At 65.1% G+C, this 25913-nt stretch carries 25 protein-coding genes; 13 read left to right on the forward strand and 12 right to left on the reverse strand.

Annotation, left to right across the window (positions count from 1 at the left end):
* Positions 1-56 precede the first annotated feature (56 nt).
* The 4 genes from LCM4577_RS04640 (at position 57) to LCM4577_RS04655 (ending at position 5061) form a co-directional block, all read left to right on the forward strand.
* Entirely contained in the window at positions 57-470 is a 414-nt protein-coding gene (locus LCM4577_RS04640; RefSeq protein WP_041004951.1) for an endonuclease domain-containing protein, read from the forward strand.
* Between the two features lie 61 nt (positions 471-531).
* Entirely contained in the window at positions 532-1839 is a 1308-nt protein-coding gene (locus tag LCM4577_RS04645) for a DUF6638 family protein (protein ID WP_071069935.1), read from the forward strand.
* Positions 1840-1941: 102 nt separating this feature from the next.
* Entirely contained in the window at positions 1942-3066 is a 1125-nt protein-coding gene (locus LCM4577_RS04650) for a DUF2333 family protein (protein ID WP_071069937.1), read from the forward strand.
* 315 nt (positions 3067-3381) lie between these two features.
* Entirely contained in the window at positions 3382-5061 is a 1680-nt protein-coding gene (locus LCM4577_RS04655) for a formate--tetrahydrofolate ligase (RefSeq protein ID WP_071069939.1), read from the forward strand.
* 169 nt (positions 5062-5230) lie between these two features.
* Here the strand turns inward: LCM4577_RS04655 and LCM4577_RS04660 are convergent, their stop codons facing one another.
* From LCM4577_RS04660 to LCM4577_RS04670, 3 genes are all read right to left on the reverse strand, one after another.
* The gene (locus LCM4577_RS04660) at positions 5231-6544 is read right to left on the reverse strand and encodes a hypothetical protein (RefSeq protein WP_131803422.1); all 1314 of its coding nucleotides are present in this window, start codon (positions 6542-6544) and stop codon (positions 5231-5233) included.
* Between the two features lie 16 nt (positions 6545-6560).
* Positions 6561-6776 carry a hypothetical protein gene (locus tag LCM4577_RS04665; protein WP_131803255.1) on the reverse strand — a complete coding sequence of 72 codons (216 nt, stop codon included), beginning with the start codon at positions 6774-6776 and terminating at the stop codon, positions 6561-6563.
* Positions 6777-6938: 162 nt separating this feature from the next.
* Positions 6939-7580, reverse strand: a complete 642-nt coding sequence (locus LCM4577_RS04670; protein ID WP_071033100.1) for a cysteine hydrolase family protein — start codon at positions 7578-7580, stop codon at positions 6939-6941.
* 126 nt (positions 7581-7706) lie between these two features.
* Here LCM4577_RS04670 and LCM4577_RS04675 point away from each other — a divergent pair, with 126 nt between their 5' ends.
* Positions 7707-8693, forward strand: coding sequence for a helix-turn-helix domain-containing protein (locus LCM4577_RS04675; RefSeq protein WP_071069940.1), 987 nt, complete (start codon positions 7707-7709; stop codon positions 8691-8693).
* Here the strand turns inward: LCM4577_RS04675 and LCM4577_RS04680 are convergent.
* Positions 8680-9237 carry a sugar O-acetyltransferase gene (locus LCM4577_RS04680; RefSeq protein WP_071069942.1) on the reverse strand — a complete coding sequence of 186 codons (558 nt, stop codon included), beginning with the start codon at positions 9235-9237 and terminating at the stop codon, positions 8680-8682. The genes LCM4577_RS04675 and LCM4577_RS04680 overlap by 14 nt on opposite strands.
* A gap of 147 nt (positions 9238-9384) precedes the next feature.
* Here LCM4577_RS04680 and LCM4577_RS04685 point away from each other — a divergent pair, with 147 nt between their 5' ends.
* From LCM4577_RS04685 to LCM4577_RS04700, 4 genes are all read left to right on the forward strand, one after another.
* Positions 9385-9846, forward strand: coding sequence for a membrane protein (locus LCM4577_RS04685; RefSeq protein WP_041004528.1), 462 nt, complete (start codon positions 9385-9387; stop codon positions 9844-9846).
* Positions 9843-11219, forward strand: a complete 1377-nt coding sequence (locus LCM4577_RS04690; protein WP_071069944.1) for an FAD-containing oxidoreductase — start codon at positions 9843-9845, stop codon at positions 11217-11219. Before LCM4577_RS04685 ends, LCM4577_RS04690 begins: the two co-directional genes overlap by 4 nt.
* A 112-nt stretch (positions 11220-11331) precedes the next feature.
* The gene (locus tag LCM4577_RS04695) at positions 11332-12504 is read left to right on the forward strand and encodes an MFS transporter (RefSeq protein ID WP_071069946.1); all 1173 of its coding nucleotides are present in this window, start codon (positions 11332-11334) and stop codon (positions 12502-12504) included.
* A 92-nt stretch (positions 12505-12596) separates the two neighbouring features.
* A complete protein-coding gene (locus LCM4577_RS04700; protein ID WP_071069947.1) occupies positions 12597-13652 on the forward strand; it encodes a succinylglutamate desuccinylase/aspartoacylase family protein in 1056 nt (351 codons plus the stop codon).
* Positions 13653-13675: 23 nt separating this feature from the next.
* Here LCM4577_RS04700 and LCM4577_RS04705 read toward each other — a convergent pair whose 3' ends face one another.
* Genes LCM4577_RS04705 through LCM4577_RS04735 form a run of 7 tightly spaced genes read right to left on the reverse strand, consistent with a single transcriptional unit; the run spans position 13676 to position 19692 of the window.
* Positions 13676-13957 carry a UxaA family hydrolase gene (locus LCM4577_RS04705; RefSeq protein ID WP_041012747.1) on the reverse strand — a complete coding sequence of 94 codons (282 nt, stop codon included), beginning with the start codon at positions 13955-13957 and terminating at the stop codon, positions 13676-13678.
* The gene (locus LCM4577_RS04710) at positions 13954-14853 is read right to left on the reverse strand and encodes an NAD(P)-dependent oxidoreductase (RefSeq protein WP_041004953.1); all 900 of its coding nucleotides are present in this window, start codon (positions 14851-14853) and stop codon (positions 13954-13956) included. The genes LCM4577_RS04705 and LCM4577_RS04710 overlap by 4 nt, the downstream gene beginning before the upstream one ends.
* A 41-nt stretch (positions 14854-14894) precedes the next feature.
* Complete coding sequence (locus LCM4577_RS04715) at positions 14895-16127, reverse strand: ABC transporter substrate-binding protein (protein ID WP_071033095.1); 1233 nt, start codon at positions 16125-16127, stop codon at positions 14895-14897.
* Between the two features lie 22 nt (positions 16128-16149).
* On the reverse strand, positions 16150-16950 hold the full coding sequence (locus LCM4577_RS04720) for an ABC transporter ATP-binding protein (RefSeq protein WP_071033094.1): 801 nt from the start codon (positions 16948-16950) through the stop codon (positions 16150-16152).
* The gene (locus tag LCM4577_RS04725; protein WP_157900447.1) at positions 16947-17690 is read right to left on the reverse strand and encodes an ABC transporter permease; all 744 of its coding nucleotides are present in this window, start codon (positions 17688-17690) and stop codon (positions 16947-16949) included. The genes LCM4577_RS04720 and LCM4577_RS04725 overlap by 4 nt, the downstream gene beginning before the upstream one ends.
* A 5-nt stretch (positions 17691-17695) precedes the next feature.
* On the reverse strand, positions 17696-18499 hold the full coding sequence (locus LCM4577_RS04730) for an ABC transporter permease (protein ID WP_131803423.1): 804 nt from the start codon (positions 18497-18499) through the stop codon (positions 17696-17698).
* Complete coding sequence (locus LCM4577_RS04735) at positions 18496-19692, reverse strand: UxaA family hydrolase (protein ID WP_071069951.1); 1197 nt, start codon at positions 19690-19692, stop codon at positions 18496-18498. The genes LCM4577_RS04730 and LCM4577_RS04735 overlap by 4 nt, the downstream gene beginning before the upstream one ends.
* 140 nt (positions 19693-19832) lie before the next feature.
* Between LCM4577_RS04735 and LCM4577_RS04740 the strand changes: the two genes are divergently transcribed.
* A complete protein-coding gene (locus LCM4577_RS04740) occupies positions 19833-20492 on the forward strand; it encodes a GntR family transcriptional regulator (RefSeq protein WP_052458221.1) in 660 nt (219 codons plus the stop codon).
* Positions 20489-21367 (forward strand): SMP-30/gluconolactonase/LRE family protein, encoded by an 879-nt coding sequence (locus tag LCM4577_RS04745; RefSeq protein ID WP_071069953.1) that lies wholly within the window; start codon positions 20489-20491, stop codon positions 21365-21367. Before LCM4577_RS04740 ends, LCM4577_RS04745 begins: the two co-directional genes overlap by 4 nt.
* Positions 21368-21445: 78 nt before the next feature.
* Here the strand turns inward: LCM4577_RS04745 and LCM4577_RS04750 are convergent, their stop codons facing one another.
* Positions 21446-22279, reverse strand: a complete 834-nt coding sequence (locus tag LCM4577_RS04750) for an SDR family NAD(P)-dependent oxidoreductase (RefSeq protein WP_157900448.1) — start codon at positions 22277-22279, stop codon at positions 21446-21448.
* Positions 22280-22746: 467 nt separating this feature from the next.
* Between LCM4577_RS04750 and LCM4577_RS04755 the strand changes: the two genes are divergently transcribed.
* Both LCM4577_RS04755 and LCM4577_RS04760 read left to right on the forward strand, forming a co-directional pair.
* Entirely contained in the window at positions 22747-24936 is a 2190-nt protein-coding gene (locus LCM4577_RS04755) for an anthranilate synthase (RefSeq protein WP_071069955.1), read from the forward strand.
* 29 nt (positions 24937-24965) lie between these two features.
* Positions 24966-25898, forward strand: a complete 933-nt coding sequence (locus LCM4577_RS04760) for a cation diffusion facilitator family transporter (protein WP_244508220.1) — start codon at positions 24966-24968, stop codon at positions 25896-25898.
* The last annotated feature ends 15 nt before the right edge of the window (positions 25899-25913 follow it).

The following is a 25913-nucleotide window of genomic DNA, read 5'->3' on the forward strand; positions in this document are numbered from 1 at the left end:
TCCTTCTCCCCGTTCACGGGGAGAAGGTGCCCGAAGGGCGGATGAGGGGCAGCGCCGTGCGTGGCAGAAATGAGCCAAAGGTTACGAGAGCCCGCGAGCTGCGGCAGGTCGAAAACGATGCGGAGGAACGGCTGTGGCATGAACTGCGGGGGCGGCGATTGAACGGCCACAAGTTTGTTCGCCAACTGCCGATCGGCCCCTATTTCGCGGACTTCGCTTGCCGCGGAGCCAATCTGGTTGTCGAGGTTGACGGCAGCCAACATGCCGGTCGATCCAGGGATCGATACAGAGATGAGACGATGAATGGAAATGGTTGGTCGGTACTGAGAGTTTGGCATGCGGATGTTTTGACCAGCCGCGCGAGTGTGTTGGAGACGATTGTTGCGGCGCTGGATGGTCGGTTGGATCGAAAGATGATTGGTATCGACGTGAGATTTTTGCCGGCCGCAAGATCGGAGCAAGAACGATGAGCGCCGGCGCCGCCCCTCATCCGCCCTTCGGGCACCTTCTCCCCGTGAACGGGGAGAAGGCATGACCCGCCCCGCCAAAAAGCCCGACCTCCTGCGCGACAACGAGCTAATCTACGGCCGCTTGCTCGCCATCGACGAGCCGCATCTCATCCAGCGCTACAACAAGGCGCTTGCTGCGTTCGGGCTCGAGCCGACCAAGCTTAAGAGCTTCCAGATCGACCGCACCGGCTTCTCGCCCGAGATCGCTGAGGAGTGCGGCGACTACAACTATCTCGATCCCAACGAGGTCAACCGCCGCTTCATCATCCTGACGCCGTCGCAGATCGACCTGCCGGTGGTGCACACCGCCTTCTCCAACACCTCGCAGCTGATGTTCGAATTCATGTCGAAGAACCAGCGCGCCATCGACGCGCTGACCATCAAGGACGTGATCTACGGCGAGATCGAGGACTCGGTCCCCAAGGTCAACGACATCGAGGACCTGCTGTCGATCAACCAGGTCGAGTTCAAGGTGCTGTCGGCCGAGGACGTGCTGGGCAAGGCGGCCGAGCTCGGCAAGCTGGTCGACCGGCTGAAGCAGGAGCCCGACGCCTGGCGCGACAACGCCATGCTCCAGCGCATGGTCGATCTTGCCAAGGTCTGCGGCGACATCCGCGAGAACGCGCTGGTGCCCGACCAGGTGATCTTCCGCCACAACGCCTATTGGACCAGCCATTTCGGCGGCCTCTATGTCTTCGTCGACCCCGATATGACGACGGTCATCAGCGACCCTGCCGCTCCCGGCTTCCGCCGCTCGCGGCCCTGGCAGGTGAGCTATCTGTCGATCAACGACGCCGACAAGGTGTTCCGCTTCCTGGCCGCCACCGGCCGCCTCGACCTGCCACGCGCCTCCTGGATCGAGGCTTCCGGCTATCTCGAGCACCGCGCCGAGATGATCGTGCGCGCGCTGATACGCGACGCCGAGCCCAACCGCAACCTGACCGACGTCGACAAGGTCTGGCTGCAGACCTGGATCCATGGCCATGCCGACCTGATCGCCAGCGACGGCAATTTTCCCTTCCTCAACGCCGCCAAGCGCGAGATCGCCCAATTCGGCCACCTCAAGATCGAGGACGTGCCGCCGCGCCAGCGCTTCCTGGTCGTGCGCGCCAAGCCCGAACACCCCGACGCCTGGCTGACCAACCAGCTGATCTCGGATTTCGTGCCGCAGGACTTCGTTTCGCGCTACGTCTTCAACAAGCCCGGCTTCTACAAGGACTATGACGGCTTCAGCGACGCGTGGCGGACGCATGTTGTGGACGTTCTGAAAACCACATATTTGAAGGACAAGGCGGCGTTCCGCGCGCGGCTTTATGGCCTGACTGACTAGAACGAAATTAACCGTCATTTCGTTCTGACTTTTGTTTTGGCGCATGATGTTACCCAAAAAGTCTGCAACTTTTTGGCATCATGCTAAGGGGGTGCCACAGCCATGCTCGACCCGATCGTGAACTTCTTCACCCGGATCTTCCAATGGATCGGCCGTGGCATCGGCTTCGTCATCGGCGTCATCCTATGGCCGTTCATGTGGGTCGGCCGCTGGTACGGGCAGCGCGGCTGGATCCTCAAGGCGGTGGTCGGCCTTGCCATCCTGGTGCTGATCGGCCTCTACGCCAATTTCTTCTACGCCACGCAGTGGTGGAACAATTTCAACCCGAGCTATCCCGACACCTACACGTTCGAGAAGCGCGACGTTTCCGCCGGCGAGCAGGTTTCGGCCGGCAGCGGCACCGACACGGCCAAGACCTGCGGCAACTCGGCCATCGCCCAGGTCGCCGCCGATCTGACGGATTTCAACGTCAACCAGAATGCCTGGATCTCGTCGATGATCCTCTACAAGCTCGGCCTGTTCGGCATCAACTGGGACAACACGCCCTGGATGGACAACAAGGCTTCCTTCCAGCGCGGCATCAACCAGGCGGTGCGGCGCACCGCGACGGAGCTTGCCGACAATCTCGGGCGCGTGCGTACGACCTCGCAGATCGACGCCGACTTGCAGGATGCGCGCGGCAATCTGCAGTTCGACGAATACACCTGGTATTTCGGCCTGAGTCCGTTCGGCCCGAAGACGCCGACGCCGAGCTATTACCGCGACGCGGTGCGCAAGCTGCGTTCCTTCAACGCTCGGCTTGCCTCCTGCCAGGCGACCTTCGACGCCCGCGCCGACAACCTCAAGCAATATATCGACCGTATCGCTTCCGACATCGGCTCGACCTCGGCCATCCTCAAGGAACGCGCCGAGAACCATAATGACGGCTGGTTCGACTTCCGCGCCGACGACCGCTTCTGGTTCGCCTACGGCCAGCTCTACGCCTATTACGGCCTGATGAAGGGCGCCCAGGCCGACTTCGAGGGTGTGATCAAGGAAAAGCACCTGCAGAACCTGTGGGATACGATGGATCAGCAATTCGTGTCGGCGCTGCGCATCCAGCCTTTCATCATCGCCAATGGCCGCGAGGATGGCTGGCTCCTGCCGACGCATCTGACGACGATGGGCTTCTATATCCTGCGCGTTCGCTCCAACATGGTCGAAATCAGCAACGTGCTGACGCAATAGCGCCGTCTCGAGGCGACAGGGCGATGGCGGATTTGCGTCGTCGCCCCTGTCGCTTTTCGCGCATTAGGCGGCTGTTTTGAGACGGCGGAGCGGCATCCGCTCTGGCTTCTATACGGCGCAACGACCAGGCCCGAGATGACTGCTTTGAAGAGGCCCGGCGACAGGAACGCTCTTTCTTAACAGGAAACATAGTTGCATGGAAGTTGACGCCGTGACAGCGACAGGGTTACATGCCCTTGCGTCCGGGCGGCGTTTCGACCATGCACGAATGATCGACCCCCTCCCCTCCACCGCTCACTCCAGAGGAAAGCCGTCATGGCCGAAGTGAAGTCCGACATCGAGATCGCCCGCGCAGCCAAGAAGAAACCGATCCAGGAGATCGGCGCCAAGATCGGCATCCCGAACGAGCATCTCTTACCCTATGGCCACGACAAGGCGAAGGTCTCGGCCGATTTCATCAAGTCGGTGAAGGGCAACAAGGACGGCAAGCTGATCCTGGTCACCGCCATCAACCCGACGCCGGCCGGCGAAGGCAAGACGACCACCACGGTCGGTCTCGGCGACGGCCTCAACCGCATCGGCAAGAGGGCGATCATCTGCATCCGCGAAGCCTCGCTCGGCCCGAACTTCGGCATGAAGGGCGGCGCCGCCGGCGGCGGCCTGGCCCAGGTCGTGCCGATGGACGACATGAACCTCCACTTCACCGGCGACTTCCACGCCATCACCACCGCCCATAACCTGCTTTCGGCACTGATCGATAACCACATCTACTGGGGCAACGAGCTCGGCATTGATACCCGCCGCGTCGCCTGGCGCCGCGTCATGGACATGAACGACCGGGCGCTGCGTGAGATCATCTGCTCGCTGGGCGGCGTCGCCAACGGCTTCCCGCGCGAGGCCGGCTTCGACATCACCGTCGCTTCCGAAGTGATGGCGATCCTGTGCCTTGCTACCGACCTCAAGGATCTCGAGAAGCGCCTCGGCGACATCATCGTCGCCTACCGCCGCGACAAGTCGCCGGTCTATGCCCGTGATCTCAAGGCCGACGGCGCCATGGCGGTGCTTTTGAAGGACGCCATCCAGCCCAACCTGGTGCAGACGCTGGAGAACAACCCGGCCTTCGTGCATGGCGGCCCGTTCGCCAACATCGCGCATGGCTGCAACTCGGTCGTCGCCACCACGACCGCGCTGAAGCTCGCCGACTATGTCGTCACCGAAGCCGGCTTCGGCGCCGACCTCGGTGCCGAAAAATTCTTCGACATCAAGTGCCGCAAGGCAGGGCTGAAGCCGGCTGCCGCCGTCATCGTCGCCACGGTGCGCGCCATGAAGATGAATGGCGGCGTCAAGAAGGAAGACCTCGGCAAGGAAAACATCGAGGCGGTCAGGAAGGGCTGCGCCAATCTCGGCCGCCATATCGAGAACATCCGCCAGTTCGGCGTGCCGGCGGTGGTTGCCATCAACCACTTCTATTCCGACACCGAGGCCGAAATCCAGGCGATGAAAGACTATGTCGCCTCGATGGGTGAGGAGGCGATCCTGTGCAAGCACTGGGCGCAGGGCTCGGCCGGCATCGAGGATCTCGCCAACAAGGTGGTGGCGCTCGCCGAATCCGGCGCTTCGCAGTTCGCACCGCTCTATCCGGATGAGATGCCGCTGTTCGAGAAGGTCAACACCATCGTCCAGCGCATCTACCGCGGCTCCGAGGCCATCGCCGACAAGTCGGTGCGCGACCAGCTCAAGACCTGGGAGGAAGCCGGCTACGGCAAGCTGCCGGTCTGCATGGCCAAGACCCAGTACTCGTTTTCGACCGACCCGAACCTGCGCGGCGCGCCGACCGGCCATACGGTGCCGATCCGCGAGGTCCGGCTCTCGGCCGGCGCCGGCTTCGTCGTCATCATCTGCGGCGAGATCATGACCATGCCGGGGCTGCCCAAGTCCCCGTCTTCGGAAAAGATCTTCCTCAACGAGCAGGGTCAGATCGAAGGCCTGTTCTAAAGCAATTCCAGGAAAAGTGCGCAGCGGTTTTCCGTCCGGAATTGCGTAAGAACTAAGAGATTGAGCGGTTCGCCGTTTCCGTGAGACGGTGAACCGCTCTAAGCACCCTCAGGCTGGAAACGATCAAGGGCGCCGCCTCATCGCGGCGCCCTTTTTGCGTCGCCGGCTTTCATGCCACCGTGGGCGAGCCGAACTTCTTGATGCCGGCGACCGACATCGAGACGAACTGGTCGAGGATGGCGAAGAAGATATCCAGGCTGAAGCCGAACAGGAAAGCGAAGGTGAACAGGCTGAAGCCTATGCCGGTCACCTCGCCGCCGAGCTTGGTGCCGGGCGCCATGAACCAGGCGAGGATCATGCCGGCAAGCCCGCCGAGCGCGATCCGGTGGATGAGGCGCGACAGCGGCGGATTGGGCAGAAGCGGGTTCAGGATCATGCGCATGTGGAACATGATGCCGCCAAGCGCGCCGTAGAGCGCGGGCAGGATCCACAGCGCATAGGGACTGAGGACCTCGCTCAGCGTCTTGGCCTGCAATGTCAGCGTCGAGATCGAATTCGGCGTGATGGTGATGACGCCTTCGCATTGCAGGTCGCGTGTCGCCTCGTCGAAATCCGCGTTCACGTCTTCCAACTGGCCGGCCGTGGCGGCGGCGCTCACGGCTTGCACGCCGCCTTGAATATTGCCGTTGTTCCTGCAATCGAAATCCGACTGCTTAAGCGGCTGGCTGTTTTCGGCCCCGCCTTGCTGTTGCGCCAGCGCGACCTGCTGACCACAGAACTGGTCTATGGCCATCTGCCTGGGGTTCGAGAAATCAAGCGGCGCGCCCGCTTTGGCCGAAGAAGCCGAAAGCTTGCAATAGGCCCATTGCATGCCCCAGAGCGGAAACGGCGCCTCCTGCGTCATGAAGCCCTGCGCCCGCACCAGCAACGAGGAAAAACGCTGGTCGAGCGAATGCAGGCTGTCGACGGAATTGTAATAGGCGTCTTTCAGTAGCGTCAGGTCGGTCGTCGACGCCTGCTGGGCGGTGGCCGAGCTCAGTTGTTTCTTGGTCGCCCAGACCTGCCTGATCGACTGCCCGAACCGGGCGCTGAAATCGTTGTTGTCGATCTCCTGCAGCTCCGCGTTGATCGAGACGCCCCTGTTGTAGACATAGGTCAGCTTGCCGATGACGATCATCATCGTCACCGACAGGGCGATGAGGAAATAGGTCGCGAGCGCGGTCCGGCGCGACATGTCGCCCGGCGACCAGCCGGTGCGCAGCGCAGCCAGTGTGGAAAATGGCACGGTGTTGGAACAGTCGTTGAGCACCGTCTGAAGTTTGACGACCTCGGGCTGGCTTGCCGTCGCATCATTGAGCTTTTCCGCATCGCCGATCGCGGCGAACAGCGCGCTATCCTTGAACACGCCGTAGCGGCCATAGCCGGCAACCAGCTTGGCGTCGGCAAGCAACCCGGAAACAAGAGGATCGTGGGATGTCGTCATCGCGCCCCCCCGACGACTAGCCCAGGTAACCCGGCACGAAACCATATTGCGACGGGCACCCGCAGGGATAGCCCGCTGGCCCGGGCGGCTGCGCCCAGCACCAGAAGAATTGGGTGAAGCAGATCGTGCCCGGCGCATGCGGCGGAACTTGCGCGAAGGCGGGCCAAGGCAGCAGCGCCGCGCCGATGGCGAGGATCAGGACGACCACGGTTCGTGCAACGCGCGCTTCCAATCCAGCCCCCAAAAGCCAACCGCGCTTACTCGCATGCGCGGCGACTTTGCGAAAATACCGGAGCGGCTTCCGTGAAATGGCTCACGCTCTGCCTGGAAATCGTTCGCCAAGGCAAAAGCGCCGCGATCCTGGCGGCGCCTCGCCATTCCAAATCGGTTCGAACTAGGCAGCGTTCCGCTGCAAGGCCCGCTGGTTGGACGCGTAGATCGTGTCGCGCTCGGGCAGCCTCCCGGTCTTTAGGCAATCGATCCACTCGGCGGTCTTCAGCACCGCGGCGAAGCGCGACTGCAGAACCACGCTCACCACCCGGTGTATGTCCTCGGCCGACGAATAGCCGGCGCTGTTGGCATAGGGCACCGATCCGCTGGCATCCGAGAGGAATTCGACGGCAAAGCCCATATGCACCGCGTGGATGATGGTCGACAGGTCGCAATTGTGGGTCATGTAGCCGACGACCGCGATCGTATCGATGGCGTTGGCGCGCAGCCAAGCCTCGAGGTCCGTGCCGGTGAACGCCGAAGGCAGGGTCTTTTCGACATAGTGGTCGCGGCCGCGCCGGGCGATCTCGGCATGCAGCTCGCCGCCATGGCTGCCCTTGGCGAAGATCGGCGAGGTCTCGGGCGCCATCTGCTTGACGATGACGATCTTGATGCCGGCCGCCGCGGCCGCGTCCATGGCGCGCGCGACATTGGCGACGGTCTCGGCGAAAGGCGGATGCTGGATAGCGAGATTGCCGCCATCATAGTCGTTCTGGACATCGACGACGACAAGCGCGCGGCGCGGCTGGGTGGCTGGTGCTGACATGGCGGTTTTCCTTTCGATCGGGTTGATGGTGCAAAGCTAAGGGAGTGTTCCGGATCGAGAAAGTGTCCCGATTGACATCATTCGAAAGAATTGGGACATTTGACTTTCAACGGAACGATGCCTGCCATGAAGAACCCGATCATCGCCGCTGTCGCTTTCGACGGCATCAGCCCGTTCCATCTTTCCGTGCCGTGCCTGGTGTTCGGCGCCGATCGAACCAGGCTTGGGCTGCCGCGCTTCGACTTCCGCGTCTGCGCGATGGAGGACGGACCCATCCATACCGATGCGGGGCTGAGCATCGTCGTGCCGCACGATCTTTCGGCGCTCGACGAGGCCGATATCGTCATCATCCCGAGCTGGAAGGATCTCGAGGATCCCCTGGCCGCGCCGTTCAAGGGGGCGCTGCGACGCGCGCATCGGCGCGGCGCGCTGATCGTTGGCTTGTGCCTCGGCACCTTCGCCCTCGCCGGCGCCGGATTGCTTGCCGGGCGCAAGGCGACCACCCACTGGGCCTATACGGACCAGTTGCAGAGGCTTCATCCCGACATCGCGATCGACGCCGACGTGCTCTATGTCGACGAGGGCGACATCATCACCTCCGCCGGCGTCGCCGCCGGGCTCGACTGCTGCCTGCATATCGTGCGTGCGCGCTATGGCGCGGAGGCGGCGCTGCGGCTTGCCCGCCATGTCGTGCTCTCGCCGCACCGGCAGGGCGGGCAGGCGCAGTTCATCGAGCGCCCGCTTGCGCCGACGCCGAACGCCGACCGGTTCGCCAAGGCTCTCGATGATGTGCGGGCATCGCTCGGCCAAGCCCACAGCCTGGACAGTGTCGCCGAAGCAGCAGGCCTTACCCGCCGCACCTTCACGCGCCGCTTCCAGAAAACCACCGGCACCAGTTTCGGCAACTGGCTTGCCGACCAACGTCTCGCGTTGGCGCAAAGGCTGCTGGAGCAGACGGACAAATCGATGGACATGGTGGCCTTCGAAGCCGGCTTCGGCAGCGCCACCTCGCTGCGCCAGCATTTCGCCGCGCGGCTCAGGACCTCGCCGAGGCAATACCGGCGCGAGTTTTCGAGAAGCACCCAGGCGCCAGGCGGGCTCAGCCTTTTGTAACGGCCCGAGCCGGGTTGCCGACAACGGTGGCGCTGGCCGGCACGTCGCGAGTCACCACCGCGCCCGCGCCGACGATGGCGCCCTCGCCAATGCTGACGCCGGCGAGGATCACCGCGCTGCCGCCGATCCAGGCATTGTCGCCGATTGTTACGGCTTTTGCGATCTCCAGCCCGGCCAGCCGTCCAGTGGCTTCGCGATGATGCTCGGCGCAGTAGATCTGCACATTGGGCCCGAGCAGCGTCCCCTTGCCGATGCGCACCGGCGCGGTGTCGAGGATGGTGCAGCCGGCATTGAGGAAGACGCCCTCGCCGAGGAACAGGTTGAAGCCGTAGGCGCAATGGAACGGCGCCTCGATGCGCGCCCCTTCGCCCGCGCCGCCGAGCAGCGCCCGCAAGGCCGGGGCGATATTGCCGCGCTGCCTGGGCGGCAGACCATTGTGCTCGAACACCGCATCGCGGGCGGCGACGCGCAAGTCCTCCAGCTCATCGTCGATGCAGGTGTACCATTCGCCAGCCGCCATCTTCATGCGCTCGCTTGTCGCCATGCGACACCTCCGGATTTCGTCTGCTGCCAAAGCACCGTCGCCAGAGCATAATCGATTGTCAGACAAAAGCCCCGTGGCCAAACGCCTGGCTTGTGCTAGCCTGCCGTTGCGAGACCATGCGACGGGCTCAGTTTGAGGGGGGCGATCATGCTTTACATTCTTGCACTGCTGATAGGCATCATTGCCGGCCTGCGCGCCATGACCGCGCCCGCCGCCGTCGCCTGGGGTTCGTATCTCGGCTGGCTGCCGGTCGCCGGCACCTGGGCGAGCTTCATGGGGCATTGGATCGCGGTCGGCATCTTCACCATCCTGGCCATAGTCGAGCTCATCACAGATCAACTGCCGTCGACGCCGAGCCGCAAGGTGCCGCCGCAATTCGGCGCGCGTGTCGTCGTCGGCGCCTTCTGCGGCGCGGTCATCGGCGCCACGGCCGGCGCCACCATCGGTGGCCTGGTCGCCGGCGCGATCGGCGCGGTGATCGGCACGCTGGGCGGCGCGGAAGCGCGTGCGCGACTGGCCGCGGCTTTCGGCAAGGATCCGCCCGCCGCCTTCATCGAGGATGCGGTGGCCATCATTGGCGGCCTGCTCATCGTCGCGGCGGTCGCATGAGCGCAAGGAGCTTCGACGCCATCGTCATCGGCGCCGGTCAGGCCGGGCCGCCGCTGGTCGGCAGGCTCGAGGCCGCCGGCATGAAGGTCGCGCTGGTCGAACGCAAGTTCATCGGCGGCACCTGCGTCAACACCGGCTGCATGCCGACCAAGACGATGGTGGCGAGCGCCTATGCCGCGCATCTCGCCCGCCGCGCTGCCGACTATGGCGTCGCGCTCTCAGGCCCCGTCGGCGTCGATTACAAGCGCATCAAGGCGCGCAAGGACAAGGTCACCAACGACGCCCGCGGCAACCTCGAAAAATGGATCGGCGGCATGAAGGGCTGCACGCTCTATCGTGGCCACGCGCGCTTTGAATCCGCCAATACGGTGCGCGTCGGCGACGAGCTGCTGACGGCGCCGAAGATCTTCCTCAACACCGGCGGCCGCGCCTCGGTGCCCGACCTGCCCGGCATCCACGACGTGCCTTATCTCACCAATTCCTCGATGATGGATCTCGATGTGCTGCCCAGCCGCCTGATCGTCGTCGGGGGCAGCTACATCTCGCTCGAATTCGCGCAGATGTTCCGCCGCTTCGGCTCCGAGGTCACGGTGATCGAGAAGGCGCCGCGGCTGACCGGCCGCGAGGACGAGGACACCTCCGCCGCCATCCAGTCCATCCTCGAGAACGAAGGCATCGCCGTTCATGTCGGCGCCGGCAACATCAGCTTCGCCAGACAAGGCGCCAACATCGCTGTGACATTCGACGCCGGCACGCCGCCAGCGGTCGGCTCGCATGTGCTGCTGGCGCTCGGCCGTGTTCCAAACACCGATGATCTCGGCCTCGACAAGGCCGGCGTCGCCGTCGACCAGCGCGGCTACATCACCGTCGACGACCAGTTGCGCACCAACGTGCCCGGCATCTGGGCGATGGGCGACTGCAACGGCAGGGGCGCCTTCACCCATACCTCCTACAACGACTTCGAGATCGTCGCCGCCAACCTGCTCGACAACGATCCGCGCAAGGTCAGCGACCGTATCGAAGCCTATGCGCTCTATATCGACCCGCCGCTCGGACGCTGCGGCATGACGGAAGCCGCCGTGAAGAAATCCGGCCGCCGCGCGCTCGTCGGTCAGCGGCCGATGACCCGTGTCGGCCGCGCGGTCGAAAAAGGTGAGACGCAGGGCTTCATGAAGATCCTCGCCGATGCCGACACCGGCGAAATCCTCGGCTGCTCGGTGCTCGGCCCGGGCGGGGACGAGGCGATCCACTGCGTGCTCGACCTCATGTACGCCAAGGCGCCGATCTCGACACTCGCGCGGGCGATGCACATCCACCCCAATGTCTCGGAGTTGCTCCCCACGATCGCCCAGGAGCTTAAGCCGCTGGTCTAAGCCTGGCAGCGGCGTTCTCCCGTTTCTGCATTGCTGCATTGCAACAATGGCGCTTGCGCGCCAGGCGCATGCAACGCCAGTCTAATTTGAACCGATTCAGTCCGGATATCCCATGCCGCTGCCGATCCTAGCGCTCGCCATTGCATCCTTCTGCATCGGCACCACGGAATTCGTCATCATGGGGCTGCTGCCGGAGGTCGCGGCCGATCTCGGTGTCTCGATCCCTTCGGCTGGCCTTCTGGTCACCGGCTATGCTCTGGGCGTCGTCTTCGGCGCGCCGATCGTCGCCATGGTGACCGCCCGCCTGCCGCGCAAGCCGGTGCTCATCGGTCTCGCCGCCCTCTTTGTCATCGGCAACCTCTTCTGCGCCATCGCGCCGAACTACTGGCTCTTGATGGCGGCGCGGGTCTTCACCGCTTTCGGCCACGGTGCCTTCTTCGGCATCGGCTCCGTCGTCGCCGCGAGCCTCGTGCCGCGCAACAAGCGGGCGAGCGCGATCGCGCTGATGTTCGCCGGCCTGACGCTCTCCAACATCCTCGGCGTTCCCGCCGGCACGGCGTTGGGCGAAGCCTTCGGCTGGCGCGCCACTTTCCTCGCCGTCGTCGGCATCGGCCTCATCTCGGTCGCGGCCATCGCCTGGCTGGTGCCTTCGGACGTCGCGGAGCCCAGCGGTGGCGGCCTGGTGGGCGAGCTGCGCGTGCTCGGCAAGCTGCAGGTCTGGCTGGCGATGCTGATCGCCTCGCTCGCCTCCGCCAGCCTGTTCGCCGTCTTCACCTACATCAAGCCTTACCTCACCGACGTCTCCGGCCTGTCGACGGCAACCGTCACCTGGGTTCTGCTGCTCTTCGGCGCCGGCATGACCATCGGCAACATCATCGGCGGCAGGCTGGCGGACTGGAAGCTGATGCCGACGGTGATCGCCACGCTGCTCGCCATGGCCCTGCTGTTCGTCGCCTTCACGGAGCTCGGCGCCATCGCAAGCGTGGCCGTGGCCATCGTGTTCCTGTGGGGCATGCTGATCTTCATCGTCGTGCCGCCGCTGCAGATCCGTGTCGTCGAGGCCGCGGCCGAAGGCCCGAACCTGGCCGCAACGCTCAACCAGGGCGCCTTCAATGTCGGCAATGCCGGTGGCGCCTGGATCGGCGGCCTCGCCATCTCACTCGGCGTCTCCTACGCCAACCTGCCGCTGGTGGGCGCGGCGCTCGCGCTTCTCGCCGTCGCTGTGGCCGTGCTGTCACAGGCGCTCGACCGCCGGACAGTCTTGCAGCCGCAACCGGCAGGGTAGCGGCGACTGCCCCGACGGCCCGGAGCGGCTGGACCACTCGACAGCCCGATCGCAAAAATGCATGGGTGAACCTCGTCACGCGGAGGTATCCCATGCAGAAGACGATCGAACGCATTGCCGGCGACAGCGAAGGCGTCGTTTACGAATTTCCGGTCCTGCGCTTCGAGGGCAAGGACAAGGCGGCCCCTTCCGCCTATCTGCAGGCCGCTCTCCATGCCGGCGAGCTGCCGGGCGTCGTCGCCATCGACGCGCTGATGCCGATGCTTGCCAAGGCGGAGGCCGAGGGCCGCATCAGGGGTCCGATCACCATCGTGCCCTGGGCCAACCCGATCGGCCGCGCGCAATATCATTTCGGCGAGCATCAGGGCCGCTTCAATCTCGGCACCCGCATCAACTTCAACCGCTCCTTCCCGCTGCTTGCCACGCCTGATGCCAGGCTGCTGCCGGATGTCAGCCTGGGCGGTGCCGATCGCCGGCTGAAGAACCGGCTGGTCCAGCTGTCGCTTGGGCAGGATATCGTGCTCGACCTCCACTGCGACGACGAAGGCCTCGCCTATCTCTACATCCACACCAGCCTGTGGCCGCATATGGCCGATTGCGCGGCCGCCATGGGCGCCGAAGCCGTCCTGCTGTGGAGCGAGGACAACAGCGGCACCTTCGAGGGCGCCTCGATCATGCCCTACCAGAATGCGCCGACGAGCGTTGCGCGCTTCGACAGGCGCGCCGTCACCACGGTCGAATATCGCGGCATGCTCGATGTCGATGGCGCCCTGGCCGCGGCCGATGCCGCCGGACTCTACCGCCTGCTGGTGACGCGCGGCGTCGTCCAGGACTCGTCCATACCGAAATTCGAGACATTTTCCGGCCCTGTCGTGCCGTTGGAAAACATCGACATGATGCCTTCGCCCAAATCCGGCGCGATCCTCTACGACGTCAAGCCTGGCGATCGCGTCAGGAAAGGCGACAGGCTGGCAACAATCGTGCATGCGCCCGGCGAGTCCGGTGGCCGCACGGAAGTGTTTGCCCCGCAGTCGGGCTTCATCCTGACCCGCCGCGCGCGCCGCATCATCCGCACCGGCGAGGACCTGCTGAAGCTCGCCGGCGATGCCCGGAGCACCGACGCGCGCTCCGGCACGCTGGAGGACTGAAGCGCTCGCGACAATGTTTCGGATCAGAGGCCGCGCAGGCTCTCCAGATTGTGCACATGGACATGGTCGCCGGCGGCGACGGGCGCCGTCAGCCGGCCGATGACTTCGCCATATTTGCGCACCTTGGCGCCGGCCGGCAGATCACGCAGCGCCAGCTTGTGACCGGCATCGAGCGATGCGCCGGCCGTAAGCACGAGCCCTTCGCGGGCGCCGCGCGTCGCAACGCTCGCCCCTGCCTCCACCGGCCCGACCAGCACCGCGACGTCGTCGTCGGCATGCAGCACGATGGCGCCCGACCGGCTCATGCGCTTGCCAGCCGCACCTGGACGCCAGCAGCGTCCTCCCTGAGCTTCAGCACCGCGCCGACATCCTTGCCCGCCATGCCGGCGTCCATCGTCTCGCCAAGCACCGCAAGCGTGGCGGCGCCGACCGGCGCCTCCAGGCCGAGCGCCTCGTTCATCGCCAACGCCAGGCGGCAGTCCTTGTGCGCGAGCTTGACCATGAAGCCGGGCTCGAAGTCGCCCTTGAGCGCGCGATTGTGCATGGCGACCGCGAGCTGCTGGTTCCAGGCCATCGTCGTCTTGAGCACGCTGATCATCGTGTCGAGCGTCAGCCCCGCCTTGGCGCCGGCGACCAGCGCCTCCGAGCTCGCGGTGATCAATACGCTCGCCAGGAGATTGTTGGTGAGCTTCATGGCCTGCCCCATGCCGAGCGCGCCGCAATGGATGAGGTCCGCACCCATTGCCGACAGGACGGGGCGGGCGCGCTCCAGCACAGCGGCATCGCCGCCGATCATCAATGTCGACGTGCCGGCAATCGCATGCTCGACGGTCTTGCCCACCGGGCTGTCGATCATGTCGACGCCGCGCTGGGCGAGCCACGCGCCGATCTTCTGCGTGGTCTGCGGGTCGATCGTGCTCATGTCGATATAGAGGCTGCCGGATTTCAGCCCATGGCCGATGCCATTCTCGCCGAGCACGGCCGCCTCGACGTCGGGCGCGTCCGGCAGCATGGTGATGACGACCTCCGACCGCTCCGCCACCTCGCGCGGCGAAGCCGCCGCGCGGGCGCCCGCGTCGACGAGTTTCGCCACCGACGCGGGATTGAGATCGAAGACGGTGAGCCCAAATCCCGCCTTGAGCACGTTGCGGGCCATCGGTGCGCCCATGGTTCCAAGCCCGACAAAACCTACTTCGGTCATCAATGCTTCCTTTTCGCTGAGTTTCTTAGGAATGCGCTTGCTCAGGAAGGCGCCTTCCACTGGTCGAGCTGCCAGGCCGGCAGGCCGCGCAGGTCCTTGGCGCTCTTGTCGGTAAAGCCGCTTTCGTCCGGCACCTTGCCCGTCCCCTCATAGGCCTTCTGCAGCAATGGAGCCGCCTTGCCGAAGGCGGCCTTGACCTGATCCCAGCTCAACGCCTCGGGGATCATCTTGCCGGCCACCATGAACTGGGAAATCTGGCTGACCGCGGCCGCATCGCCTTCCGTCGGCCAGATCCAGCCGCGCTGGAAGAGCACCTCGTCGCCGACGACCTTGGCGCCGAGCGCGGGATCGAGCCCCCAATATTTGTTGACCGATTGCGAAATGTCCTTCGGGTCGACTTTCTGCAATTCCGCCAGCGCCCGCTGCGCGGCGACCAGGAAGGCCTGGCCGATCGGCGAGTCATCGCCGACGATGCGGTCGCTGCAGATCCAGAAGGAGCGGTGCAGATAGTAGCCGTCGGGATAGAATTTCGATTTCTTGACGCCCGGCAGCAAATGCCCTTCGCCCTCGCCCGCCGGTCCGCTGTAGCCGGCCTCGGTGTAGCCGAAGGAATTCATGATGCCCGTAAGCCCCGTCTCGGCATTGGCCTTGAGAAAGGCCGGGTAGATCACGACCGACGCGTCCATGCCTTCCGGCAGCGATGCCGCCACCGCCTGGGTCGGCGTGTTGACGATGTTGATGTTGAAGGCGCGCGGATCGGCGTCGCCCAATTCCTGCAGCAGCATCTGCGAGAGCGCGTTGTAGGGGTCGCCGCCGACCAGCGCGCCGACCGTCTTGCCCTTCAGGTCCTCGATGTTCCTGATCGGCGAGCCCTTGCGGGTCGCCAACACCATGCGCATATGGCCCTCGCCCACGGTCAGGATGTTGATCGGCTGCGCCTGAGACAGCAGGCGAACGATCGGCGTGTTGCCCCACATGCCGATGTCGAGATCGCCCGAGACGAAGGCCTCGACCATGGGCAGGGCCGAGGGGTAGTCGCGCCAGTCGACGGTCAGGTCGTAGCCGAGCTCGCTTGCTGCCTTCTCCAGCATCTTCTCGTTGATCATGCGCTGCGTCAGCGGCGAATTGCCGGCGGCGTAAGGCTGGCGCCCGATCGAGACTTTCGCCGTCTTGCGGTCCTGCGCCCGCACGATCGCGGGCATGGCGAGGGCGCCCGCGGCGGCGCCCGCAAGGAACATGCGGCGGGTGAAGATGCTCTGCGTAGATCTTGTCATGACATTCCTCCGTCCTGTCGTGTCAGTTCATCGTTGCGCGGTATGCTTCTTCGCGGATCAGCTCCCAGATCGACTGGCAGAGCCTGGCGAAATCGCCCGAGCGGCGGGTCGCGTCGCCGCGCGGCCTCGGCAGGTCTATGTCGACGATCTGCTTCAGCCGGCCGGGATGGCTGCTCAGCACCGCCACCCGGTCGGCCAGGAACACGGCCTCGTCGATGGCATGCGTGATGAACACGACCGTGCGCCGTTCCGGCGCCGGGCGGTCCTGCCCCCAGATCCGCAGCAGTTCGTCCTGCAGGATGACGCGGGTCTGCGCGTCGAGTGCGGCCAGCGGCTCGTCCATCAAGAGGATCTCCGGCTCGCTCGCCATCAGCCGCGCCAGCGCCACGCGCTGGCGCATGCCACCCGAGAGCTGGTGCGGATACTTGTCCTGCGAACCCTTGAGCCCGACCATCTCGATGGTGCGCTCGACGCGCTCGGTTCGCTCGGCCGGCGACAGCCCATTCCCGGCCGGCCCATAGACCAGTCCGAACTCGACATTGCCGCGCACCGTGCGCCAGGGAAACAGCGCGTAGTCCTGGAACATCACGCCGCGCTCGGCGCCCGGCCCCTCGATCGGCTTGCCGTTGAGCGCCATGGTGCCGGACGTCGCGGGCTCGAGACCGGCCAGCATGTTGAGCACCGTCGTCTTGCCGCAGCCCGAGGGTCCGACGATGGCGAGGAACTCGCCGTCCCTGATGTCCAGCGACAGCTTCTCGACGGCGACGACCGAGCCGCCGAAGGACTTGCTGACGCTATCGAGCCGGATCTTCGGCGCGCTCATAGGCGGCTCCACGGTACGGTGATGGCAAGCGCCCAGCGCAGAGCGCGGTCGAGGGCGAAGGCGACGATGCCGACCGCGATCATGCAGACGACCATGCCGTTCAGGTCGATCGAGTAGGCGTAGAAGACGAACATCATCTGGCCGATGCCGCCGCTGCTGCCGGACTTGGCGCCAACCGCAAGCTCGGCGGCGATGATCGCCGTCCAGGCGATCCCCAATCCGATCCGCATGCCGACGAGGATCGACGGCAAGGCCGCTGGCAGGAGCACCACGCGCATGCGGGTGAGCGGCTTAAGCCCCATGGTCAGCGCGGCGCGCATCAGGCTGGGCTCGATGCGCTTCACGCCCGAGATGGTGTTGATCAGGATCGGGAAGAAGGCGGCATAGGCGACGATCGCGATCGCCGCGCCCGAGCCCGACCCCAGCCAGAGGATGACGAGCGGCAGGATGGCGAGCGCCGCGATCGGCCGGAACGTCTCCACCAGCGGGTCGAGATTGCGCTCGACCGTCGGCATGCTGCCCATGGCGATGCCGAGCGGGATTGCCACACATGCCGCGATGGCAAAGCCCGCAAAGACGCGCCCCAGGCTGGTGRCAAGGCCGGCGAGCAGGTCACCGTCCCGCAGCATGGCGATCGCGGCTTCGACCACGGTGCTCGGTCGCGGCGCATGGTCCGAACCCGAAGCGAGGAGCTGCCAGCCGGCAATGAGCAGAACCGGGACGATAAGTCGAAGCGCCATGCGTTTCATCGCGCCGCCCCCGTCTGTGCCCACGGGGTCAGAACCTTCGAAAGCTGGCGCAGCCCCTTGTCGGTCAGGAAGCCGAGCACGCCGATCGTGACGATGAAGGCCATCACCGTCGGGGTCGACAACATGCTGCGATAATATTCGATCGCGTAGCCCAGCCCGTTCGGCGCCCCGACCAGCTCGGCGGCGACGACGGCGGTCCACGACGCGGCGACGGCAAGCCGCGCCGAAACCAGGATCGCCGGCAGCGCCGCCGGCACGATGACGCGCCGCATGATCGTCGGCCCCGACAGGCCCATCGTGCGCGCCGCGGCGATCAGGCGCTTATCCACCGCGGCGGCGCCCGCGGCCGTGCCGACCAGCAACGGGAAGAACGCCGTGTAGAACATGATGAACAGCGGCAGGCGATGGCCGATGCCGAAGAGGTAGAGCGCGAGCGGTATCCAGGCGATGCCGGCGATCGGCCGCAGCATCTCGACCGGCAGTTCGAGCAGATCGTTCCACAGCCGGCTGCGGCCCATCAGCAGGCCGAGCGGCACGGCAATCGCGGCTGCGGCRAGCAGGCTGGCCAAAAGCCTCGCCAGGCTGATCAGCGCATTGCCGAACAGCTCGCCATTGAGCGCGGTGTCGCGAAGCGCTGCGGCGACCGCCAACGGCGACGGCAGCAGCAGTTTTGATGGCACGAAGAGCGATCCGACATACCAGGCAAGCACGAACAGCGCCATCGTGCGCAGATAAACCAGCGCTCCCCCAAACCGCGTTGGGCCGGCCGCCTTCACGCTTGTTGAGAAAACCGCGCTCACAGCGAACCTCGTATCCGGGTCGGGACTTCCAGGCCCTCTCCCAATATCTCGCCGAAGGTGAGCGTGCCGCCGGCGACCTCGAAGATCGTCGCGAGCAGCCGGCACGCGGCCTCCTCGATCGTTTCGGCTCCTTCCGCGACCGGGCTGGCGTCGAAATCGATCTGCTCGGGCAGCCGGCGCGCGGTCTCGCGCCGGGCGGTTATCTTGATCGTCGGCGCGAGCGCGCTCGCCGTGCTGTTGCCGGGCCCGGTGGTGAACAGCATGAGCTGGGCGCCGGCGGCGGTGAAGCCGGTCATCGATTCCGGCGAGAAGGACGGGCCGTCCATCAGGTAAAGCCCGCCGGCAGGCGGCGGCTCGGCGACGGAGAGCATCCCGTCGATCGGGCAGCTGCCTGTCTTCGCCACGGCGCCGAGCGACTTCTCCTCGATCGTGCTTAGCCCGCCGCGAATATTTTCCTCGCCGGGATTGTTGCCCGTCAGGCTGCGGCCCGACGCGCTGGCAAGGCTTTCCCGGCGCTCCACCGCACGCAGGATTCCTTGTGCGATCGACGGATCGCGGGCGCGGCCGGCCAGGATATGCTCCGCGCCCAGCCACTCGACGGTCTCGCCGGCGATGACGGTTGCGCCGCGCGACACCAGAAGGTCCACCGCGGCGCCGACGACCGGGTTGCTGATGAGACCCGACGTCGCGTCGGAATGACCGCATTCGACGCCGACGACCAGTTTTGTTCCCGGCAATGTTTCGCGGCGGGCGCGGGAGGCCTCGCGCAACAGCGCAGCACCTCGCCTGATGCCCTGCTCCAGGACCGAAAGCATATCTTCCTCCTGCTCGGCGAAGGAGACGCTGGCGACGGGCTTGCCGTCTTCCGAGATGCGGGCCGAAACCATCGCGGTCGTCGCGTTGTCGACCCCGACAACCAGCACCGCGCCCACATTGGGGTTGCGCCCAAGACCCACAAGTTGATCAACGTGCAACCCGAGATCCGGTTCGATATGGCCCCTGCCGGCGCTCGTGGCCGCCAGCAGCGCGCCCTCCAGGCTGGCGGCGATCCGCTCGCTCACCCGCAGCGCAAGCCCGTTGATGCACAGGACAAGCACGTAATTGCGGACTCCGACGCTTCCATCGGCCCGGCTGAAGCCGCGAAAGGACGGCAGGCGATCGATTTCCCCTTTGTCGGAGGCATGTGGAGGCATCTGGCGTTCCCGAACCGTCGCTGCAGGCGATCTCCTGGCAAATCTCATATTTGATCAAATGTTCCATTGGCAAGGGCAAAATTGACTTCTGTTGATGGCCATGCGAGCAATATTTGCTCAAATCCGGGTAGCAGGGACATATGGCGCGAATTCCCGACGTTCAAAAACTGCTTCGTGACGACATCATTTCCGGAGCCATTCCGTTCGGCTCGCGGCTGAGGATCGACGAGTTGGCGAGCCGCTATGGCGTGAGCCATATGCCGGTGCGCGAAGCGCTGCGCGCGCTGAGCGGCACCGGCCTGGTGGTGCTGGAGCCCAATCGCGGCGCCCGCGTCAGGACGGTTCACATGTCTTTCGTGGTCGACCTTTTCGACATCCGCAGCGCCATCGAGACCATGCTTGCGCGGCGCGCCAGCGAGCGCCGCACCGCCGATCATCTGCGCGACCTGAAGGCGGCCGAGGAATTGCTCGAAGCCCGGGTCGCGAGCGAGGACTTCCTTGCCGTGCCGCATGCCAACAACGTCTTCCACGGCGTCATCAACGAGGCCGCCGGCAATCCCGGCGCGCTGTCCATGGTGGATCGCAACTGGCTTCTGGTGGCGGCGATCTGGCAGCGCTACGGCTATGACGAGGGGCGCTTCCACGGCGTCATCAACGATCACCGCCACATCATCCGCGCCATCGAGCGCCAGGATGCCGGCTCGGCGGCAGTTCTGATGGGGGCGCATATCGAGAAGGCCAAGCACGACCTTCTGGACAGGATCGCCGTCGATCCCAAGCCGGACATCGGCCTGCAGTGACCGCCRCCGAGTTCGACGTCGCCGCGAAGACGGGCGACATTCTGGGCGAATCGCCGATCTGGCATCCGCAAACCRGCGAATTGTTCTGGGTCGACCTGCGCCGCCCTTGCCTGCACCGCCTGCAGCCGAAAAGCGGGACCGTGACCTCATGGCCGATGCCCGACGTGATCGGCTCCGTCGTCCCGCGGGCGAAAGGCGGGGTGGTCGTCGCGCTCAGGCACGACCTCCACGCTTTCGATCCGCAGAACGGCCAGTTGAGCCGATTGACGACGGTCGAATACGGGCCACCGCAGCATCGCCTGAACGACATGAAATGCGATCCCGCCGGCGGCATCATCTGCGGCAGCATGTGGGATTACGGATTGCACCCGTCGGGCGCTCTCTACCGGATCGACGCGACAGGGGACCCGCCCCTGCTACGCGGGCGGATCGCCGTGCCCAACGCACTTTGCTTCAGCCCGGATAAGCGAACGCTCTACTTCACCGACACCAGGAAAGGCGACATCGAGCGTGYGGACTTCGATCCGGCGAGCGGCAGCGTCGGCCGATGGTCGACATTCGTCACGGCGCAAGCGGCGCCGGGTCGGCCAGACGGCGCCACTGTCGACGCGGAAGGCTTCCTTTGGAATGCGCGCTACCAAGGGGGCGCACTCGCCCGCCTCGCACCCGAGGGCACGCTGGACAGGCTGGTGCGGGTCCCGGTCAGCCAGCCGACCTCCTGCGCCTTTGGCGGCGAGGGCTTGAGGACCCTCTACGTGACCACCGCCACCCAGACGCTGAACGCCGTGGAACGGGCCGAGCAGCCGCTTGCCGGTGCGCTTTTGGCGCTCGATGTCGGGGTGGCGGGCCTGCCGGAGCCGATGTTCGCCGGCTAGGCCACGATCGCGCCGCCGGAGCATGATGCCGAAAAGTGTGAAGCGGTTTCGGACAACATCATGCTCCATCTCTTTGATTCAGAGCCAGCCGAGGTGACGTCCCCCTGTTGCCTGCAGGTCGATGCCGGTGATGAAACTGCCGGCATCGGAGCACAAAAGCACCGCCGCTCCGGCCATCTCGCTTGCCTCGCCTGCCCGTCGCATTGGCGCTGAATTCTTCTGGATTTCAGCCCACTTCGCCGCATCCTGGCGCCGCCAGCGGTTGCGCTCGGTAATCACAAGGCCCGGCGACAGGTTGTTGATCGTCACGCCGTGCGGCGCGTAATCCTTGGCAAGGTTGAATGACAGATTGTGCTGCGCGCTCTTCAGCGCCGCATAGACGGCAAGATCGGATTCGGGGCGGGTCTGGTTGATGCTGCCGATCGTCAGCACCCGGCCCCAGCCATTGTCCTTCATGCCTGGTAACGCTGCCTGGAGCAGCTCGATCGTCGCCCTGAAATTGATCTGGATCTGGCGCTCCACTTGGTCGGCCGGCAATTCGAGGAAAGGCGTGCGGTACTGGATGGAGGCGCAGACGACCAGCACGTCGACCCCGCCGAGCGCAGCGATCGCCTCATGGACGCAGCGCGTCGCCTCGCCGGGCTCGGCGAAATCGGCGTCGATCGCCACCCCGCGCCGGCCTCTTTCATGGACTTCGCGCACAGCATCGGCGGCGGCGTCGGGCTGGCCGAACGCGATGTCGGCGGCGCGGGCCGAATGGACCGCCACATCGGCGCCGGCCTCCGCGAAAACCCTGACGATCTCGCGGCCGATGCTGACGCTGCCGCCGGTGACCAGCGCGCGCCGCCCGGCCATCGAGAAGCGGCGGGCCAGAAGCAAGGCGTTCTGCGTATCGATTTCGTCGTGCGGCATTCCCATTGATCCTCGATTGATTTGATCATACTCGATCGTCGAACGTCACAGGGCCTGCCGAAATGTCAAGGGTGGAGCTTCCAACCTTTTCAGATTTTGATCAAATTCATGCCTCTTGAATTCACACACAATCGATTGCCGGGCCCGCCATGCAAGTTGGCCGGCTGTCCATCTCGGCCGGCCGCGCGAAATGCCGAACGCCGCCCGCGGCTCGCACGGAAGCCGCGGACGACTTGCTCCATCCGGCGCGTTCCCCGATTCCGCTTGCCGATCCGGTCATTCGCCGCTATGGGAGTCGCCATGAACATGCGTTCGAACAAGACCATTTGGTGGTGGGGCTGCTGACAGCGGCCTGTTCGTGCGCGTGCGCGTGAAAGTAGAGGGTGGCCGCAACGGAATGTCCGGGCGGCCATTTGTTTTTAGAGCCATTCCCGGGTCCGTTGCCCAAAACGCTGATGGAGACGGCAATGACGACTAAAGTTCTGGACAACGGGGCCGAGCGCTTCGTCACCGCTGGCGGCGTGACGATCACCCGAGAGCGCCACGACCAGCCCTATGAAGGCGCGATCGACGCCTATGTGGACGGCCTGAATTCGCGCCGCGGCGCCGTGTTCTCCTCCAACTATGAATATCCGGGCCGCTACACGCGCTGGGATACGGCCATCATCGATCCGCCGCTGGTGATCTCCGCGCGGGGACGCACGATGCGCATCGAAGCGCTGAACAAGCGCGGCGAAGTGTTGCTGCCGGTGATCGGCAAAGCGCTTGGTCAGTTGAGCGAAGTCACGATCGCCGAAACCTCGAAGACGCTCATTCGTCTCGATGTCGCCAAGCCCGGCCGTGTCTTCACCGAGGAGGAGCGCAGCCGCGTTCCGTCGGTCTTCACAGTGCTGCGCGCCATCACCGCGCTGTTCAAGACCGCCGAGGACGCCAATCTCGGCCTTTACGGCGCCTTCGGCTACGACCTCGCCTTCCAGTTCGATCCGGTCGACTACAAGCTCGAGCGCAAGGCAGGCCAGCGCGACCTCGTGCTGTTCCTGCCCGACGAGATCCTCGTCGTCGACCATTATTCGACCAAGGCCTGGACCGATCGCTACGACTATTCCGGCGACGGTTTTTCGACCGAGGGCCTGGCCCGCGACGCCCATGCCGAGCCGTTCAGGACCGCCGACCGCATCCCGCCGCGCGGCGACCATGAGCCTGGCGAATACGCCAACCTGGTGCGGCGCGCCATGGAGAGCTTCAAGCGTGGCGACCTGTTCGAGGTCGTGCCCGGACAGATGTTCTACGAGCGTTGCGAGACCCAGCCCTCCGACATCTCGCGCAAGCTGAAATCGATCAACCCCTCGCCCTATTCCTTCTTCATCAATCTCGGCGAAAACGAATATCTGATCGGCGCCTCGCCGGAGATGTTCGTGCGCGTCAACGGCCGCCGCGTCGAGACCTGCCCGATCTCGGGCACCATCAAGCGCGGCGACGACGCCATCTCCGACTCCGAGCAGATCCTGAAGTTGCTCAACTCGAAGAAGGACGAGTCCGAGCTGACCATGTGCTCGGATGTCGACCGCAACGACAAGTCGCGCGTCTGCGAGCCGGGCTCGGTGCGTGTCATCGGCCGCCGTCAGATCGAGATGTATTCGCGCCTGATCCACACCGTCGATCACATCGAGGGCCGGCTGCGCGAAGGCATGGATGCCTTCGACGCCTTCCTGTCGCACGCCTGGGCGGTCACTGTCACCGGCGCGCCGAAACTGTGGGCCATGCGCTTCATCGAGCAGAACGAGAAGAGCCCGCGCGCCTGGTATGGCGGGGCGATCGGCATGGTCAACTTCAACGGCGACATGAACACCGGACTGACGCTCCGCACCATCCGCATCAAGGACGGCATCGCCGAGGTGCGCGCCGGCGCCACGCTGCTTTTCGACAGCGTTCCCGAGGAAGAAGAAGCCGAAACCGAATTGAAGGCATCCGCCATGCTCTCCGCCATCCGCGACGCCAAGACCGGCAACGCCACCGGAACCGAGCGCACCACCGCGCGCGTCGGCGACGGCGTCAACATCCTGCTCGTCGACCACGAGGACTCCTTCGTCCATACGCTCGCCAACTACTTCCGCCAGACCGGCGCCAATGTCTCCACCGTGCGCACCCCGGTACCGGAAGAGGTCTTCGAGCGTCTGAAGCCCGATCTCGTCGTGCTGTCGCCCGGACCGGGCACGCCGACGGATTTCGATTGCGCGGCCACCATCAGACGGGCGCGCGCCCGCGACCTGCCGATCTTCGGCGTCTGCCTCGGCCTGCAGGCGCTGGCCGAAGCCTATGGCGGCGAGCTCAGGCAATTGCACATCCCCATGCACGGCAAGCCGTCGCGCATCCGCGTCTCCAAGCCCGGCATCATCTTCTCAGGGCTCCCCAAGGAAGTGACCGTCGGCCGCTACCACTCGATCTTCGCCGATCCGGTGCGCCTGCCCGACGGCTTCGTGGTCACCGCAGAGACCGAGGACGGCATCATCATGGCCTTCGAGCACCGCAAGGAGCCGATCGCGGCGGTGCAATTCCATCCCGAATCGATCATGACGCTCGGCCACAATGCGGGCATGCGCATCATCGAGAACATCGTTGCGCATCTGCCGCGCAAGGCTAAGGAAAAGGCCGCTTAGGGCGGCGCCCAGGAATGAGTGCGGCCATCATGACGACAACCCAGGAGACGAAGGCGGCGACACGGCAGAAGGTCGCCAGCCTTGCGTTCTGGTCGATTGTCGTCGCCTGTGTCGTGCTCGTCCTCAAGCTTGTCGCCTGGTATATCACCGGTTCGGTCGCGCTCTACTCGGACGCGGCGGAATCGATCGTCAACGTGATTGCGTCGGCCGCCGCTTTCTGGGCGATCCAGGTCAGCTACAAGCCCGCCGACCAGGACCATCCCTTCGGCCATCACAAGGCCGAATATTTCTCTGCCGTGCTCGAAGGGGTGCTGATTGTCGTCGCAGCCCTCCTGATTCTCAACGAGGTCTGGCAGTCCTGGCAGCACCCCGCGCCGCTGGAACAGCCCTGGAAAGGCCTTGCCGTCAACGGCGTCGCAACGCTCATCAACGCGGTCTGGGCCTGGGCGCTAATCCGCACCGGCCGCAACGCGAAGTCGCCGGCCCTTGTTGCCGATGGCCAGCACATCATGACTGACGTGGTGACATCCGTCGGCGTGCTCGGCGGCCTTGTCGGCGCGGTGCTGACCGGCTGGCAGATCCTCGATCCGGCGCTGGCCGTCATCGTCGCGCTCAACATCCTGTGGCAAGGCTGGCATGTCATCGGCTCGTCGATGAACGGACTGATGGACCGCGCCGTCGACAGCCAGGAGAACATGCAGATCCGCGATATCATCTCGGCCAATTCGAAGGGCGCGCTCGAGGTGCATGACCTGAAGACGCGCATCGCCGGGCGCGCCACCTTCATCGAGTTCCATCTGGTGGTCGACGCCGACATGACGGTCGGCGCCAGTCACGTCATTTGCGACCGCATCGAGGACGCGCTGAAGGCCGAGATCCCCTCGGTGCGCGTCACCWTCCACGTCGAGCCGGACGACGAGGCCAAGCTGCCGAAAGGCACCACGGCGGTGCCTTTCGCCTGACGCAAAATGTTCGTT

This window comes from Mesorhizobium sp. LCM 4577, from assembly GCF_001854795.2.
Taxonomy (GTDB): Bacteria; Pseudomonadota; Alphaproteobacteria; order Rhizobiales; family Rhizobiaceae; genus Mesorhizobium; species Mesorhizobium plurifarium.